The 17,628-nt window shown below is 41.0% G+C and carries 16 protein-coding genes; 4 read left to right on the top strand and 12 right to left on the bottom strand.

Annotated features, from left to right (window positions below; translation table 11 throughout):
* The first annotated feature begins 13 nt into the window (after positions 1-13).
* A complete protein-coding gene (locus ADH54_RS08315; protein ID WP_049524740.1) occupies positions 14-1,030 on the top strand; it encodes an NAD(P)H-dependent glycerol-3-phosphate dehydrogenase in 1,017 nt (338 codons plus the stop codon).
* A 21-nt stretch (positions 1,031-1,051) separates the two neighbouring features.
* Positions 1,052-1,951: a UTP--glucose-1-phosphate uridylyltransferase GalU gene (galU, locus tag ADH54_RS08310; protein ID WP_049524739.1), complete on the top strand. Its 900-nt coding sequence runs from the start codon at positions 1,052-1,054 to the stop codon at positions 1,949-1,951.
* Positions 1,952-2,091: 140 nt separating this feature from the next.
* On the opposite strand, the gene ADH54_RS08305 is transcribed toward galU, so the two are convergent.
* The 8 genes from ADH54_RS08305 to pbp1b form a co-directional block, all read right to left on the bottom strand.
* Positions 2,092-2,622 carry an ATPase AAA gene (locus tag ADH54_RS08305; protein ID WP_049524738.1) on the bottom strand — a complete coding sequence of 177 codons (531 nt, stop codon included), beginning with the start codon at positions 2,620-2,622 and terminating at the stop codon, positions 2,092-2,094.
* A gap of 314 nt (positions 2,623-2,936) precedes the next feature.
* Positions 2,937-3,089, bottom strand: coding sequence for a hypothetical protein (locus ADH54_RS12505; protein WP_049524737.1), 153 nt, complete (start codon positions 3,087-3,089; stop codon positions 2,937-2,939).
* A 13-nt stretch (positions 3,090-3,102) separates the two neighbouring features.
* The gene (locus ADH54_RS08295) at positions 3,103-3,780 is read right to left on the bottom strand and encodes a rhomboid family intramembrane serine protease (protein ID WP_049524735.1); all 678 of its coding nucleotides are present in this window, start codon (positions 3,778-3,780) and stop codon (positions 3,103-3,105) included.
* On the bottom strand, positions 3,764-4,303 hold the full coding sequence (locus ADH54_RS08290; RefSeq protein WP_049524734.1) for a 5-formyltetrahydrofolate cyclo-ligase: 540 nt from the start codon (positions 4,301-4,303) through the stop codon (positions 3,764-3,766). The genes ADH54_RS08295 and ADH54_RS08290 overlap by 17 nt, the downstream gene beginning before the upstream one ends.
* Before the next feature lie 11 nt (positions 4,304-4,314).
* Positions 4,315-5,445: an N-acetyldiaminopimelate deacetylase gene (locus tag ADH54_RS08285; protein WP_049524733.1), complete on the bottom strand. Its 1,131-nt coding sequence runs from the start codon at positions 5,443-5,445 to the stop codon at positions 4,315-4,317.
* A 66-nt stretch (positions 5,446-5,511) separates the two neighbouring features.
* Positions 5,512-6,210, bottom strand: a complete 699-nt coding sequence (dapD, locus tag ADH54_RS08280; protein ID WP_049524732.1) for a 2,3,4,5-tetrahydropyridine-2,6-dicarboxylate N-acetyltransferase — start codon at positions 6,208-6,210, stop codon at positions 5,512-5,514.
* Between the two features lie 228 nt (positions 6,211-6,438).
* Positions 6,439-7,350: a DMT family transporter gene (locus ADH54_RS08275; RefSeq protein WP_049524756.1), complete on the bottom strand. Its 912-nt coding sequence runs from the start codon at positions 7,348-7,350 to the stop codon at positions 6,439-6,441.
* An 82-nt stretch (positions 7,351-7,432) separates the two neighbouring features.
* A complete protein-coding gene (pbp1b, locus tag ADH54_RS08270) occupies positions 7,433-9,880 on the bottom strand; it encodes a penicillin-binding protein PBP1B (RefSeq protein WP_049524731.1) in 2,448 nt (815 codons plus the stop codon).
* A gap of 141 nt (positions 9,881-10,021) precedes the next feature.
* On the opposite strand from pbp1b, the gene tyrS reads away from it, so the two are divergent.
* On the top strand, positions 10,022-11,278 hold the full coding sequence (gene tyrS / locus ADH54_RS08265) for a tyrosine--tRNA ligase (RefSeq protein WP_049524730.1): 1,257 nt from the start codon (positions 10,022-10,024) through the stop codon (positions 11,276-11,278).
* A 77-nt stretch (positions 11,279-11,355) separates the two neighbouring features.
* Here tyrS and ADH54_RS08260 read toward each other — a convergent pair whose 3' ends face one another.
* Both ADH54_RS08260 and ADH54_RS08255 read right to left on the bottom strand, forming a co-directional pair.
* A complete protein-coding gene (locus tag ADH54_RS08260) occupies positions 11,356-13,419 on the bottom strand; it encodes a heavy metal translocating P-type ATPase (RefSeq protein ID WP_049524729.1) in 2,064 nt (687 codons plus the stop codon).
* Position 13,420: 1 nt separating this feature from the next.
* The gene (locus tag ADH54_RS08255) at positions 13,421-13,699 is read right to left on the bottom strand and encodes a DUF6110 family protein (RefSeq protein ID WP_000910910.1); all 279 of its coding nucleotides are present in this window, start codon (positions 13,697-13,699) and stop codon (positions 13,421-13,423) included.
* Between the two features lie 150 nt (positions 13,700-13,849).
* On the opposite strand from ADH54_RS08255, the gene ADH54_RS08250 reads away from it, so the two are divergent.
* Complete coding sequence (locus tag ADH54_RS08250; RefSeq protein ID WP_049524728.1) at positions 13,850-14,698, top strand: putative RNA methyltransferase; 849 nt, start codon at positions 13,850-13,852, stop codon at positions 14,696-14,698.
* A gap of 105 nt (positions 14,699-14,803) precedes the next feature.
* Here ADH54_RS08250 and ADH54_RS12500 read toward each other — a convergent pair whose 3' ends face one another.
* Both ADH54_RS12500 and glgP read right to left on the bottom strand, forming a co-directional pair.
* A complete protein-coding gene (locus tag ADH54_RS12500; protein WP_049524727.1) occupies positions 14,804-15,010 on the bottom strand; it encodes a hypothetical protein in 207 nt (68 codons plus the stop codon).
* 349 nt (positions 15,011-15,359) lie between these two features.
* Positions 15,360-17,618, bottom strand: a complete 2,259-nt coding sequence (gene glgP / locus ADH54_RS08240; protein ID WP_049524726.1) for a glycogen/starch/alpha-glucan family phosphorylase — start codon at positions 17,616-17,618, stop codon at positions 15,360-15,362.
* Positions 17,619-17,628 lie beyond the last annotated feature (10 nt).

Genomic DNA, 17,628 nt, shown 5'->3' with positions numbered 1-17,628 from the left:
TAAGGAGGAAATCATGGAAAAACAAACCGTCGCCGTCTTGGGGCCTGGTTCTTGGGGAACTGCCCTTTCACAAGTCTTAAACGACAATGGACACGAGGTACATATTTGGGGAAATCTTCCCGAGCAAATCAATGAAATTAATATACACCATACTAATAAGCACTACTTTAAAGATGTCGTTCTAGACGAAAATATCATTGCCTACACCGACTTAGCAGAGGCATTAAAAGATGTAGATGCGATTTTGTTTGTTGTCCCAACAAAAGTGACACGACTTGTTGCCCAACAAGTTGCACAAACCTTGGACCATAAGGCTATCATCATGCACGCTTCAAAGGGATTAGAACCTGATAGCCATAAACGATTATCAACCATCCTTGAAGAAGAGATTCCTGAACAGCTCCGCAGTGATATTGTCGTTGTTTCAGGTCCTAGTCATGCGGAAGAGACCATTGTGCGTGACCTAACTTTAATCACTGCTGCTTCTAAAGATTTACAAACAGCTCAATACGTTCAGGAGCTCTTTAGTAATCACTACTTCCGACTTTATACCAATACGGATGTTATCGGGGTCGAAACCGCTGGTGCTCTTAAAAATATTATTGCTGTCGGTGCCGGAGCTTTACATGGTTTGGGATTTGGTGACAATGCCAAGGCAGCCATCATCGCTCGAGGCTTGGCAGAAATTACCCGCCTAGGGGTGGCACTCGGGGCTAGTCCATTGACCTATAGTGGCTTGTCTGGTGTAGGAGACTTAATCGTAACGGGAACCTCCATCCACTCTCGTAACTGGAGAGCTGGAGATGCCCTTGGTCGTGGAGAATCTCTAGCTGATATCGAAGCCAACATGGGCATGGTGATTGAAGGAATTTCAACAACTCGAGCAGCCTATGAGCTAGCGCAAGAACTTGGGGTTTATATGCCAATCACACAGGCCATTTACCAAGTTATTTACCAAGGAACCAATATCAAAGATGCCATTTATGACATCATGAACAATGAATTTAAAGCAGAAAATGAGTGGTCTTAACCCTCTATAGAAAGGATTATTATGGCACTGAAAGTTAGAAAAGCAGTCATCCCTGCCGCTGGACTCGGGACTCGATTTTTACCAGCAACCAAGGCTCTTGCCAAAGAAATGTTGCCAATTGTAGACAAACCAACTATCCAGTTTATCGTGGAAGAGGCTCTTAAATCAGGTATTGAAGATATTCTGGTTGTCACTGGTAAATCAAAACGTTCTATTGAGGACCACTTTGACTCAAACTTTGAGCTTGAATACAATCTTAAGGAAAAAGGCAAAACAGATTTGTTAAAATTGGTAGATGAAGCAACTGGTATGCGCCTCCATTTCATTCGCCAAACTCACCCTCGTGGTCTTGGAGACGCTGTCCTACAAGCCAAAGCTTTTGTAGGGAATGAGCCCTTCGTTGTTATGCTGGGTGATGACCTTATGGACATCACAAATGAGAATGCCGTTCCTTTGACAAAACAACTGATGAATGATTACGAAAAGACACATGCATCAACCATTGCTGTCATGCCCGTACCACACGAAGACGTTTCAGCATATGGAGTTATCGCTCCTCAAGGGGAAGGAAATAATGGACTCTACAGCGTTGAAACTTTCGTTGAAAAACCGTCTCCAGAGGAGGCTCCAAGTGATCTAGCTATTATCGGTCGCTATCTTCTGACACCAGAAATTTTTGATATCCTCGAAAAGCAAGCTCCCGGTGCTGGAAATGAAATTCAGCTTACTGATGCAATCGATACTCTCAATAAAACACAACGTGTTTTCGCCCGTGAATTTACAGGAGCTCGTTACGACGTTGGGGATAAGTTCGGTTTTATGAAAACATCTATTGACTATGCCCTCAAGCACCCACAAGTCAAAGATGACTTGAAAGATTACATCATCCAACTCGGAAAAGAATTGGGTGAGAAGGAATAGAATTAGTTTCCAGATAATAAATTAAGTCTCCAGCAAGTTGACTCTGGAGACTTAATTATTTTACAAATTTACATACAATTTAAAGATTTATTTGATATGTCTCTAAATCTACCAACTCAACCTCGGTCCTTAATGACAGATTACAGATTTTCAATCAAAAATCGATTTGAAGTTTTAATGATATTTGCTATTTTGGGGACGTCTAAATCATCTGTATACAGAAAATGTTTTTCCTTCTCCTTATTTTTAGCTAGAAACTCACTTCTTGCTTGTATGGATAAGTTGCCCACTCTTTTAATTTCTTTTCGAGAACCATCCCTATCTTTCAAGGTTTTTTCTTCGGCCATTAAGACACAATATTTTAGACCAATTTGTTTTTCTTTTAAGAAGGTTGCAATTTTCTTTAGTTGCTCTTCAAAAATGACATATTCTATCACAACGGTAATGCCTCGGTCGATGAAATTATTGATCAGACTGATAATATTATCCCAAAATAAATCCATGTAATACCCATCATCTTCCCAAGGAGCCACGAGTCCTCCTTTAATCATTAAATAAATCATGTCGCCTTCAATTACTGCACTTTTCTTAAAAGAATAGGCCAACTCCTTACTGACTGTGCTTTTCCCAACGCCTGGAGGGCCTGAAATAATGTAAACACAATTTTCCAACTTTATACCTCTTTTATTCTAATGATTCTTCAATCAATTTCTAATATTATAACATTTTCTATTTTTAAAATATATAATAAGACTGATACAACACTATATTCTAGAAACTTAATACAAAAGAAATAAAAAAGCACACCATTCTCAATTTTCTGCAAAAAACCTTATTTACAAATGACTTCTTCGCGATAGAATGGGCGCTCACTTTCTCAAATCATCTACACACAAAGACTTATTTTTAGAGCTGTGTTGTTTCGAATGGTTCCAAATCACATTAAAAGCTACTCATTTTTAAGTAGCTTTTTTCTTATTCAAGTTTACATATTATACTCTTCGAAAATCTCTTCAAACCACGTCAGCGTCGCCTTGCCGTAGGTATGGTTACTGACTTCGTCAGTTCTATCTACAACCTCAAAGCAGTGCTTTGAGCAGCCTGCGGTTAGCTTCCTAGTTTGCTCTTTGATTTTCATTGAGTATTAGTCGTCAAAACCCCATTCCCTTGTAGAGAAGTAAGACTGCGAGTCCTACGAACAAGACTAACGCTACCAGTCTCTGGCTAGCGCTATACATCCATCTTTCTCCTCTAACTGGAAAGATAACTGCTAGAAATGCGCCACCAACTGCACCTCCGATATGACCTGCTAGGCTGATTCCTGAAATCAGAACACTTCCAATAATGTTTACCACAAAAAGTGTCAGATAAGATTGCCCTAGCTGTTGGATATAAGGATTACGCGTAGCATAGCGAAGAACAATAATCGCAGCAAATAGTCCATAGAGAGAAGTAGAGGCTCCTGCTGCTAAGGATTTTGGACTAAATACAAAAACAAAGAGATTGCCCATCATTCCAGATAAGAGATAGAGAAAGAAAAACTGCTTAGAACCGAAAATCTCCTCTACTTGCCTACCAAGATAATAGAGCGAAAGCATATTAACAATGAAATGCTCCCACCCAATATGAACAAAAATGGCAGAGAAGAGACGCCAAATCTGCTCTGGAAAGAGCCGAATGACAGGCCCGTACATGGCTCCAAATCGAAATAGGGTATCTGCCCTGTCAAAGTTTCCACCTGTAGTCACCAACATTAGTAGAAATACCAAGGCCGTCACTAAGAGAAAGAAACTCGTCACAGGGTAACGCCTATCAAAGATTTCTTTCATCAATCAGTACCTCCTGAACAGGAATATCATGATTTTCAGGCATGAATTGCTGAACTTGACAAGGATAGATCGTACTCAACGTATGACCAGGAAAATGTTCTAGATAGCGATCATAATAACCTCCACCGTATCCAATCCGATATCCTTCCGTCGTAAAAGCCAGACCCGGAACATGAACCAAATCAATCTGAGATGCATCCACTACTTCCAAATCTCCCTGTGGTTCCAGTAATCCAAAGGAAGTTTTGACCAGTTGTTGCGGATCATAGACCACAAAGTCCATGCGCCCCTTGGGATAGGTTTTGGGTATCAGAACCTTCTTGCCGTCCTTCAGCGCCTGCTCAATCAGTTCCTGCGTTTGAAACTCATGAGGAAAAGAGAGGTAGCTTGCGATGACCTTTGCTTCTTGGTAGAAGGGGTGTTGTAAAAGTCGTTCAGTTAAAGTTTGGTCTATAAACTGTTTTTGCTGTCGAGGGATAGCCTTCATTTCTTGCAAGACTTGCTTGCGTAATTCTGCTTTCATAGACAATTCCTCTACTCTGCTGCCTTCTTTTTCAGGAAACTAGAGACCGCATCCACCCCAATAGCTAAAGCCTCTTCCTTAGGGCTCATCTGAGGATGATGAAGGGCGTAGGGGCTATCGATACCCAGCCAGAACATAACACCATCAACTTTTGAAAGGAGATAACCAAAGTCCTCACCAGTCATAGCAGGCTCGATATCAATCAACTCGATTCCCTCTTTTTCTTCAAAGAAGTCCATCAATTCACGCGCCAAGACTGGATTGTTCTCAACAGGCAGGTAACCACCTTGTTTGAGTTCCACTTCGACTTCCATATCAAAGGCAGCTGCAACGCCTTCTGCAACTGTTTTGACCCTTTTTTGCACCAAGAGACTCATGTCCTGTGTCAAGGCCCGAATGGTTCCATGCAAAAAGGCTGTGTCTGTGATAACATTGTTGGTTGTTCCAGCCTGAAAAACGCCAAAGGTCACCACTGCTCCCTCGATTGGGTTGACATTGCGGCTGACAACTGACTGCACCTGGGTAACAAAGTAACTAGCCGCCACCAAGGCGTCATTGGCTTCATGCGGAAAGGCTGCATGTCCTCCTTTGCCTTTGAAACGGATCTTCACCTCACAGGTCCCTGCAAAGAGTGTATGAGTATTAGTCGCAATCTGGCCTACTTTCAAATCTGGTCGAACATGGAGGCCATAAAATTGATCTGGCAACCAGTCTCCAAAAGCGCCATCCTCATACATGAGCATGCCACCAGCTTCATTTTCTTCAGCAGGCTGAAACAGAAAGAGCAGGTTATTCTTTGGTTGCTCTTCAAGGGCTCGCTCAAGACAGCCCAAAGCAATGGTCATGTGGAAATCATGTCCACAAGCGTGCATACGACCTTGGTGCTGGGAAGCGAAAGGAAGGCCTGTTTGTTCGACGATAGGCAGGCCATCAATATCTGTTCTCCAACCAATGGTCCGCTCTGGCTGACTTCCCTGCAAATAAACCAAAATCCCTGTCCGCCAAGTACGAACTTGAACAAAATTCTTGCCCGCAGTCAATTTCTCAATCACATCTAGCAAATAAGCATGAGTCTTGAACTCCTCCAAGCCAATCTCTGGAATCTGGTGCAAATCTCGTCTAGTCTGAATCAAATCTAACATCTATCTTTCCTCCTATATAGCAGAAAGAGGCTGGAAAAGGGTCCCGCCTCTATTTTTCTTTTAGAATTACAAGGTGCGAAGCGCATCCTCTAGCGCTGTTTTTTGTTGGGTTTGGGCATCAATCTCTTTGATAATGCGAGCTGGAACACCTGCTACCACCACGTTTTCTGGGACATCTTGTGTAACAATAGCTCCTGCTGCAACAACTGAACCACTACCGATTTGGACTCCTTCGATGACCACTGCATTGGCACCGATAAGAACATTGTCTCCTACACGGACTGGTTCTGCGCTAGCTGGCTCAATCACACCTGCAAGAACGGCACCTGCACCAACGTGACTGTTTTTCCCAACGATAGCACGACCACCAAGGATAGCCCCCATGTCAATCATAGTTCCTGCCCCGATTTCAGCACCGATATTGATAACTGCTCCCATCATGATAACAGCATTGTCACCAATTTCAACCTGATCACGGATAATAGCACCTGGCTCGATACGAGCGTTGATAGCACGTTTATCTAGCAAAGGAACTGCTGAATTACGAGCATCTTGTTCAACAACATAGTCTTGATTTTCTACCAAGCCATCGAGAAGCGGAGCCACATCTTTCCAGTCTCCAAATAGGACATTCCCTAGTTTGACAACAGAGCTTGATACAGCAGTTGAAAGTTGTCCTTCAAAGGTTACTTTAACACTGGTTTTCTTTTCAGCATTGGCGATAAATTGGATAATTTCTTGAGCGTTCATTTTTGTAGCAGTCATAGGCGCCTCCTAGTTCATTTTAATGATACCTATTCTACCAAAAAAGGCCTCAAATTTGAAGCCTTTTTGTTTGTTTTTAGGTATGATTTTTAGGGATGTGAGATAAAACGTGCTGTCGGTAAAAGCAAGCCCCTACCGATACAACCTAAAAACACTCTTCACAACTATCTCCCCGTGTTTTATTGACTATTCCAGTATAGCACACTTTTAGAATTAAGAAAAGACTTTTTATCTACTTTCTTTCGCTTCTTCTATAGACAAAAATATCATGGGTAAAATAATCAAGGCCATCGCTAGAAGAAGGGACCAATCCACTACCAATCCTAAGAACAAAACACTCAAGAGAGCAGAAGAGAGAGGTTCACTGGCACTGATAACGGAAACCACCAAGGGAGAAACCAAGGACACAGCCTTCATGGAAATAAAAAAAGCAAAAGCCGTACCAAAGAAAGCGATAATGAGACAAATCAAGATACTCCAAATATCAAGAGTAAAGGAAAGCTGATAAACCGGCGAAAGGACATTGCTAAACAAACCTGCCAAAATCATCCCCCACCCAACCGTAGGAACAAAACCATAACGCTTAGCGAAAGGCTGAGGTAGGATAACATTAAACATAACACCCATGGCACTCAGCAGACCTGTTATAAGGGCTAGCGGAGTCATAGATAACTGAGAGAGATCTCCCTTTGTCGCCATCAAACAAACACCCAACATGGCAACCAAAACATAAACAATAGCGCTTTTTGGCGCTCGTTTTTGATAAACCAAGCGATTGTAAAAGAGGATAAAGACAGGACTGATAAACTGTAAAATAGTCGCTGTCGCTGCATTTGAGTATTCTACGCAGAGATAGAAAAAATACTGAACTGAAAAAATCCCCAAAATAGCATAGGCTAAAAAGGGCAGGTAATTTTTCTTATCTCGCCAAATATCTAACACTTGCGATTTTAATTGCATTGCTGACCAAATGAGCACAAAACTCCCTGCCAGTGTTAAACGCATAGAGGTAATCCAGCCCGAAGACACCTGATAATGAGTAAAGAAATATTCTCCTAAAATTCCACAGATTCCCCAGATTAAGCCAGATAGGAGCGAATAAACAGTTCCTTTAACAATCTTTTTCTGATACTGATTCATACCTTTATTGTAACACGAAAGGAAAAAAGAAAAAAGTGGCAATCCATTGATTAGCCACTTCATTTAGCACAGTTCATAGAACTTATCGTCTCGTCCTTGAAGCAGAAGGTCGTGTAGCACTTGAGCTACTACTTGAACTGCTGGAGCTTGATGGAGTTGGTAGACTCCCCACGATGCTAGACCAAGCATTCTGATAATCCGCATCACTTCCACCAATAGCAAAGCGATAACTGGTCGTTGGCGCTCCTGCCTTATTAGCCCAATAGCTGGTAACAGTCGAACCTGTGACCTCTACCTCTTTTCCTTCAACAGAAACCTTCCCTGGTTTTTGACCTGTTGATTTCAAGACTTCGGATTTTACGACACTAGGATCTAAAGCAAAGCGCTCGCTCCCCCAAATACTTGGGGAGGCTTGCTGAATCGCATTTACCAGATGAGCCATGTAATTAGAGTTATTAGAATAACCTGCTCTACGTGACAGTGAATGATTATCATCATGCCCAATCCAGCCACCTAGGGTTAATCTAGGTGTCGAAAGCATGAGCCACATATTTTCGTCTTGGTTGGTTGTACCAGTCTTCCCAATCCAATCTGCATTAGCCAGAGTAGGATTTAAAGAAGTCAGATTCGTCTTGAAGGTTGTTGTCACACGAGAGGATAGAACTTCTCGCAGCAAGCCCTGCATAATTGTCGCAGTAGCTTTTGAATAGACTTGAACCGGTTTATCCTGATACTCATACACCACTCTACCATCTGCTGCTTCAATTTTAGAAATCACATGTTTTTTATGATATAGACCATTATTTGCTAGAGTCTGATAGCCATTGGTATGCTGGGCAACTGTGACTTCAATACCACCACCCATCGGCAGGCTCTCAATACCGTACTCAGGAATCTCGTAGCCCATCTTTTCCATATAACCCTTGACATCAACACCCTTTTCACGAAGCATGCGATAGGTCCAGTAAGCAGGGATATTCCATGAATAGTTCAGAGCTTCTCCCAAGGTCATCATTCCTGTTCCCTTACTATTAGCATACATAATCGGATTGCCATTAGCAAAGTTTGTTGGATAGTTAGACAGAATCGTTTCACTTCCCATCAAGCCCTGGTCAATAGCAATACCGTAGGCAAGCAAAGGCTTGGTAGTAGAAGCTGGTGAGCGCTTGGTATCAAAGGCATGATTATTTTGATTTTCTTGATAATTACGACCACCTACAAAACCTAGAATAGCACCTGTTTGGTTATCCATCAGGACATTCCCTACTTCTACACGACCTGTTCCATCGTCTAAAAGATAGCCATAGTCAGCAACCGCACTTTGCATGGCAGAATGAATTTTCTGGTCTATGGTAGTAGTAATTTTATAACCACCATTTTCAATCTCCTTGGCTGCCAAATCACGATAAAACTTCTGAGTTGCCTCATTTTTCAACTCCTTAGCGGAGACATTGTCTCTCTGAGCTAGATAATCATACATACGTTCTTGAGCTTCTGCCAAGGCTGTAAAGTATAAATAGTCTCGTGAAATTCCTGCAACCGTGCCCGATGGTAAAAAGTCCTGTTTAAGGTCATAATCCTTGTATTGAGAATACTCGTCCTTGCTTAAGGCACCTGTACGATACATACTGTAAAGAACTGCCTTAGCCCGTCTTAAGCCAATTTCTAGGTCTTCATCACTCTTCAACTCCCCAGTATTTTCATAAGGAGAGTAGGTAATGGGACTCTGTGGAAGTCCTGCTAAAAATGCTGCTTGAGGAACCGTCAACTGACTGGCATCTACACCGAAAATCCCCTCAGCTGCCTGCTGAGCTCCTGCAATATTCTGCCCCTTATTATTTCGACCAAAGGGAGCCACATTGAGATAGGTCGTTAAAATCTCGTCTTTATTCATGGCGCGTTCCAAGGCAAGAGCGTCCACAATCTCTGTCGCCTTACGAGCCAAGGTCGGCGCATCCCCAACCACCTGCTGTTTAATCAGTTGCTGGGTCAAGGTTGAACCCCCACTAGAGGAACCCAAACCTACAAATTTCCCCAAGGTCGCACGAATCACCGCCTTGGGTACTACACCCTTATGTTCTTTGAAGTGTTCATCTTCTGTCGCAATGATAGCCTTCTTCAGATTTTCCGAAATTTGCTCAGATGAGATAGAAGTGCGCAACAAATCACTCTCTATGGAAGCAATCACCGTCCCATCTGCATAGGTAATCTCTGAAATAGAAGAAATGTCCTTGACCTGATGTACCAATTCTTCTGTCTGAGGCACCCGAACCTTGTCAAATAAGGCCACTCCGTACCCCAAAGCAATCCCAGCTCCCAACATTCCTCCTAGAAAACCGAGTACAAAGAGTAAGTTAAATAAGGCTTTTATACTCAGTAAAATAGCTGGAAAAATGGCTGGCTTCTCTAAGGATTTAGATTTTTGGACACTTGAGCCTTTCTTGCCAGGGCTAGCTGATTTTTTATTTTTTTGTTTTTGCTGGAAAAATTCCAGCATTTTTCGTTTTAATTCATTTAATTGATTTTGCATGGATTTCCTCACTCTATCTATTATACCACAAAAGGGAAACTTTCAATAAAATAGCCACTTTCTTCCCTATTCTACTAGGCTATTGCTCAAGTTTGTGATACAATAGTTAGAAACAATAATTTTAAAAAGGAGAAAAGACACATGCACATTTTTGATGAGCTAAAAGAGCGTGGTTTGATTTTTCAAACGACTGATGAAGAAGCTTTGCGTAAAGCCCTAGAAGAAGGTCAAGTTTCTTATTATACTGGCTACGATCCAACTGCTGACAGCCTTCACCTAGGCCACCTTGTCGCAATCTTGACAAGTCGTCGCTTGCAGCTAGCAGGTCACAAACCTTATGCGCTCGTTGGCGGTGCTACAGGTCTCATCGGAGATCCGTCCTTCAAAGATGCTGAACGTAGTCTCCAAACAAAAGACACAGTAGAGGGCTGGGTCAAGTCTATCCAAGGACAACTTTCTCGTTTTCTTGACTTTGAAAATGGCGAAAATAAAGCTGTCATGGTCAACAACTACGACTGGTTTGGCAGCATCAGCTTCATTGACTTCCTCCGTGATATTGGAAAATACTTCACTGTCAACTACATGATGAGCAAGGAGTCTGTTAAAAAACGGATTGAAACAGGGATTTCATACACTGAGTTTGCTTACCAAATCATGCAAGGTTACGACTTCTTCGTTCTTAACCAAGACCACAACGTAACGCTTCAAATTGGTGGTTCTGACCAGTGGGGAAATATGACAGCTGGTACTGAATTGCTTCGTCGTAAGGCTGACAAGACTGGTCACGTTATCACTGTACCACTGATTACCGATGCAACTGGTAAGAAATTTGGTAAATCAGAAGGAAACGCAGTCTGGCTCAATCCTGAAAAGACTTCTCCATACGAAATGTACCAATTCTGGATGAACGTTATGGACGCTGACGCTGTTCGCTTCTTGAAGATCTTTACTTTCTTGTCACTCGATGAGATTGAAGACATCCGTAAACAATTTGAAGCAGCTCCACACGAACGTTTGGCACAAAAAGTCTTGGCTCGTGAAGTCGTTACTCTTGTTCACGGAGAAGAAGCTTACAAAGAAGCTCTTAACATCACTGAACAACTCTTTGCAGGAAATATCAAAAACCTTTCTGTCAAAGAGCTTAAACAAGGACTTCGTGGCGTGCCAAACTACCAAGTTCAAGCAGATGAAAATCACAATATCGTGGAACTGCTCGTCTCATCTGGTATGGTTAACTCAAAACGCCAAGCCCGTGAAGACGTCCAAAACGGAGCTATCTACGTCAACGGCGACCGCATCCAAGACCTTGACTATGTCTTGACTGACGCAGATAAGTTAGAGAACGAACTGACTGTTATCCGTCGCGGTAAGAAAAAATACTTTGTATTGACTTACTAAACTATTCAACATTTATCTATAAACAAAGGAGTTAACCTCGAGAAAGGTAACTCCTTTTTGCTGTTAATAACTCTCATCTATCTATTTTTAATAGACAGGCTACGCAGGACTATGCGTAAGGTTGTTAGATTATGTAAGATAGAGAGATTTGAAGGACTGAGCCAATTAAACAAGCCAAAGCCAATCAAACTACTATTTACGACAACGGTATCTTGAATATTCTTCTTGATGAGTGTTTGCAAAGATGATGATAGCGAATCCAACTCTTGGAAGAAATCCAAACGATTATCTAACAATAAGATATCACTCATCTGCTTAGAAATATCTGCACTCTCATTCATCACCACACCGATATCTGATAGTGTTAGAGCCGCTGAGTCATTCAATCCATCTCCAACCATCAAAATAGTGTGACCTGCTTTCTGCAGTTCCTCTACTAACTCAAATTTCCCATCAGGTTTCAAGTCTGTATAGACCTGATCAAAGGGCAAATCCTTGACTAATTCCTCTGTTCTAACCAAGGTGTCCCCTGTTGCCAGAATCAATTTTTTCCCTTGTGCCTTAAGTTTCTCCAAGGCTGCTTTTGCTTCTTTTCTCAAAGGAGTATGAATACAGAACATTCCAATCAATTCATTCTGGTAGGCCAAGAATAAGAGATTGTAGTGACTCTTGTACTCTTCAATTAAAGCATTTTGTTCTGAACTGATATGAATTTGCTCATCCTGCATCAAGACATAATTTCCAATAAGAACTGGTTGCCCATCTATATGAGATTTGATCCCCTTGCTTGCGATATATTGGAGCTTCCCATGCATTTCCTCATGTTCAATTCCCTCTATCTCAGCTTGCTTGACGATGGCATTAGCAATAGGATGATAGATGTGCTCCTCAAGACAGGCACTAATTCTGAGAATATCTTCCTCACTATAGTCTCCAAAAGGTAACACCTTTTCAACTATCGGATAGCTAGTTGTGATTGTTCCCGTCTTATCAAACAAGAAAGTATCAATTTCCAGATATTTCTCTAGAACATCTCCATCCTTAATCACCATTTCACGGTTCAACCCCTCCTTGATAGCTGTCAAATAAGCTACAGGAGTAGAGATTTTCAAAGCGCAGGAGAAATCGACCAATAGGAAAGAAATAGCCTTAGAAAAAGAACCTGTTAATAGGTAAGTCAGACCAGCCCCCAAGAAATTATATTTAACGACCTTGTCCGCCATTTTGATGAAATAGCGTTGTTTCGTTTTCTTGTTTTCTTCAGATTTCTTCATCAACTCAATCAATTGTAAAATCCGGCTGTTCATCTGATTATCAGTTACACGAATGCGCAACTCTCCAGTTTCTAATACTGTATTTGCACAAACCAAATCAGACTCTCTTTTTTCAACTGGAAAACTCTCTCCCGTCAAGGAACTTTCGTTGACCATACCTAAACCTGAAACTACTTGTCCATCAAACAGAATTTCATTTCCTTGAGATAGGACCAAAACATCTCCTATTTGAACATCGGAACTCTTGATACTAACAATCGTATCCCCCTGTACTAAGAATACGTCGCTCTCTTTTGCAAGAAGGCTTTGTTCTAAATCTGTTGCCGTTTTTTTCAAGGACCACTGATCTAAATGATTCCCCAAATCAAGCATAAACATGATATTGCTAGCCGTCTTGGATTGGTTCATAAACAAGGACAATAAAATCGCCGAACAGTCCAAGACCTCCATCGTTAGTTCCTTACGCGCTAGTGTTTGATAGGCTTCTCTGATATAGCCAAAAGCCTGATAACAAGTCCATATATAGCGAATAGGATACGGCACAAAACTACGAAAAAGTATACGCTTAATCGCTGCACCTGAAACAATAGAATAAGCACTCTCTTCTCTACGAATGGGAAGAGTCATCAGCTCAGAAACTTTCCCTTTATCAATTCTTTTTAAAAAGGCTTCTGCATTATCTAATACAGAAAAGCCTTCTTTTATGCGTAGAGTAAAGTGCTGTTGATCCATGTAAAACTGGATAGACTCAATCCCCTTTTCATCTCTCGCCAAGGAACGAAGATAGTCTTGAATATCCAAGGTGAGTGAAAAAGAAGATGATAGTCGGATATGTTGGTATCCTCTATGTAGCACTTTAAAAGACATATTATTCTCCTATAAGGCTATCTAATTGCTCTTCTTTTTTCTCTTGCTCGTACAAATATTTGGCATCTTGCAAGACATCGTCTCCATGTTGCTTCACAACAGAAACAGATGCGTCTAGCCCGTCTTTCAACTTGTAAGCCTTAGCCAAGGCTTTAGAATAACCTTTTTTAGCTTCCTTACTTGCCAAGATTTTCAAACCAAGGGTACCAAATGCAACACCACCTAAAAAGAGTGATGATTTTTTCGCAACTTTTGCGACGGTCAATACTTCTTTTAACATACTTATTTCCTCCTAGCTATTATTATATAGCAATTTAGATATAAAAGCAATTTAATTTTGGCACTTTGAAAAGTAATTATACTACTATTTAATTTTATTACAAATCATCCTAAAGTTGCTTTCATTTGCCTCTTTTGATACACTTAAACTATGAATACAAATCTCAAACCTAAACTCCAGCGTTTTGCTTCTGCGACTGCCTTTGCCTGCCCTATCTGTCAAGAAAATCTGACTCTGCTAGAGACTAGTCTCAAGTGCTGCAACCGTCATTCTTTTGACCTGGCGAAATTTGGCTATGTCAATCTAGCCCCTCAAATCAAGCAATCTACTAACTACGACAAGGAAAATTTTCAAAACCGTCAACAAATCCTAGAAGCTGGCTTTTACCACGCTATCTTAGAGACTGTATCTGACTTGTTAGCAAATTCAGACACTAGCACCACAGTCTTAGATATCGGTTGTGGCGAAGGATTCTATTCTCGCAAACTCCAAGAAAGTCATCCTGACAAAACCTTCTATGCCTTTGATATTTCCAAAGATTCCGTCCAAATCGCTGCTAAAAGTGAACCCAACTGGGCAGTCAATTGGTTTGTAGGCGACTTGGCTCGTCTTCCTATAACAGACGCCAGCATGGATATCCTGCTTGATATCTTCTCACCTGCAAACTATGGAGAATTTCGTCGCGTTTTATCCAAAGACGGTATCTTGATAAAGGTTATTCCAACTGAAAATCACCTCAAGGAAATCCGTCAGAAGGTACAAGACCAGCTGACAAACAAGGATTACTCTAATCAAGACATCAAAAATCATTTCCAAGAACACTTTACCATCCTATCTAGTCAAACTGCCTCTCTGACTAAGACTATCACAACTGAGCAGCTTCAATCCCTACTCAGTATGACTCCTCTCCTCTTTCACGTCGACCAAAGCAAGATTGACTGGAGCCAACTGACAGAGATTACCATTGAGGCTGAGGTTCTGGTTGGGAAAGTACTATAATTGAAATTTAAAACCGCATTTCAAGAAGATCTGCGGTTTTAAATTTCAATTTTTAAACTATCTATCCCAAAAGTCTAAAACATTTAAAGCTTTTAGCTTCTCCATTTATTTTCGATTCGAAATAATAAACTTATCAATAAATAGCAAGTGAAATAAGGCAAGTACAGATCCCCAGAAACTCCCTCGAAGCGAGATTTCTTGATGATTGAGAGGAAACAAATCATGGTTACCTATATAGAGGCAGGTCAAAATGATAAATAAAATCCAAAATAAATCCGTCCATTTATATTTTGAAAAATATTTTTTCCACATAAAAACACCTTCTTTCCTATAATCATATTATAACACTTTATGTAAGCGAATACAAGGGATGTGAGGTAATCAACTACGAAGAAGCATAAGGTTGAAAGAGAGTGTTAAACCTTCAATACGTCTATGCTTTCTCTTCTTTTAAGACAAGATTGATCCAAATCCATATCATTCAAAAAAAGCGAATTTCAATCGAAACTCGCTTTTTTACAAAATGTATTCGTATAAATCTTGTATCTTATACTCAATGAAAATCAAAGAGCAAACTAGGAAGCTAGCCGCAGGTTGCTCAAAGCACCGCTTTGAGGTTGCAGATAAAGCTGACGTGGTTTGAAGAGATTTTCGAAGAGTATTAGTTCAAATGCCAGATATCTTCGTTGTACTGAGCGATTGTACGGTCAGATGAGAAGAATCCTGCTTTAGAAATGTTAACGATGACTTTATCCAACCATGCGTCACGGTCTTCGTAGTCAGCAAGCATTTGCTCTTTGACTTTGATGTAGTCTTCCAAGTCAAGAAGAGTCATGAACCAGTCTTTGTTGATCAATTCATTGTAAAGACGTTCCAAGCGCTCTTTGTTTCCAGCTGCAAGAACTGCATCGCTAACGATGAAGTCAACCAATGGTTTGATAGCTTCACGAGCGTAGAATTCGCTTGATTTGTATGCTGCTTTATCGTAAAGGTCGATAACAGTTTCTGAATCTTCACCAAAGATGTAGATGTTTTCATCTCCAACCAACTCAGCGATTTCCACGTTAGCACCGTCCATAGTACCAAGAGTCAAAGCTCCGTTCAACATGAATTTCATGTTACCAGTACCTGAAGCTTCTTTAGAAGCAAGTGAGATTTGTTCTGAGATGTCACATGCTGGGATAAGGAAGCTTGCTGCAGTAACGTTGTAGTTTTCAACCATAACTACTTGCAAGTGTGGAGCTACTGCTGGATCGTTAGCAATAACTTCTGACATGCAGAGGATCAAGTGGATGATGTCTTGAGCAATTGTGTAGGCTGGAGCTGCTTTACCACCAAAGAAGATTGTGATTGGGCGAGCAGGGATGTTACCAGCTTTGATGTCAAGGTATTTGTGGATGACGTACAAAGCGTTCATTTGTTGGCGTTTGTACTCGTGAAGACGTTTGATTTGGATATCAAAGATAGAGTTTGGATTGATTTCCACACCTTGGTGTTCTTTCAAGTGACGAGCCAATTTACGTTTGTTGTGAGCCTTGATGCTTTCCAATTTTTCTTTGACAGCTGCGTTGTCTTCATAAGACAAGAGTTTTTCAAGCTCATCTGCTTCATGGTGCCAACCTTCTCCAATAATCTCATCCAAGTAGTGAGATAGTCTTGGGTTAGCATGCATGAGCCAACGACGGAAAGTGATACCGTTTGTTTTGTTGTTGAATTTTTCTGGGTAAAGGTCGTAGAAGGCTTTCAACTCAGAATTTTTCAAGATTTCAGTGTGAAGTGCTGCAACCCCGTTAACACTGTATCCGTAGTGGATATCCATGTGAGCCATGTGAACACGTCCGCTCTCATCGATAATTTGAACAGCTGGATCTTTGTATTCTGCTTTCACACGACGATCTAATTCTTCGATGATTGGTACCAAGTGAGGAACCACTTCTTGCAAGAATTCAAGAGGCCATTTTTCAAGGGCTTCAGCAAGGATTGTGTGGTTAGTGTAGGCAGTCATGCTACGAACGATTGAGATTGCTTCGTCAAGCTCGATACCACGTGCAGTCAAAAGACGGATCAATTCAGGAATAACCATTGACGGGTGAGTATCGTTGATTTGTACAACAGCGTAGTCAGCAAGGTCATGCAAGTTGCTTCCTTTTTCGATTGCTTCGTCGATGATCAATTGAGCACCGTTTGAAACCATGAAGTATTGTTGGAAGATACGGAGCAATTCACCTTGTTTATCGCTATCGTCTGGGTAAAGGAAAAGAGTCAAGTTGCGAGCGATATCTGTCTTGTCAAAGTTGATACCATCTTTAATAATAGAAGAATCAACTGAATCCAAGTCAAACAAACGCAAGCGGTTTTTAGTTGCTGTTTCATAACCAGTAACATCAATATCGTAAAGAGTTGATGTCAAAGTAAAGTCTGCAAATGGTACTTGGTAGCTACGGCTTGAGCGAACCAACCAGTTTTGCTCTGTCAACCATGCATTTGGAATTGTTTCTTGTTGGTTGTTTTTAAGAACTTGTTGGAAAAGACCAAAGTGGTAGTTCAGACCAACACCGTCACCATTCAAACCAAGAGTCGCAATTGAGTCGATAAAGCAGGCAGCCAAACGTCCCAAACCACCATTACCAAGAGATGGTTCCAATTCAACTTCTTCAACTTCGATCAAGTCTTTACCTGCAGCAGCAAGTTCTTTTTTGACATCGTCGTAAAGACCAAGGTTGATCAAGTTGTTTGACAAGAGTTTACCAATCAAGAACTCAGCTGAGATATAGTAAACTTTCTTTTTACCAGTGTTGACTGGTTTTTGGCTGCTTGCAAGCTTGCTGTAGTTAAGAAGAGCAAGGTAAAGCTCTTCATTGCTACATTCTGCAATGGTTTTATTGTAACGATTTTGTACAAATTCTTGTAGTGATAACATGTTTAAGGTG

Source organism: Streptococcus pseudopneumoniae (genome assembly GCF_001072315.1).
GTDB classification, from domain to species: Bacteria; Bacillota; Bacilli; order Lactobacillales; family Streptococcaceae; genus Streptococcus; species Streptococcus pseudopneumoniae_R.
This window is presented reverse-complemented; position numbering and strand designations above follow the sequence as displayed.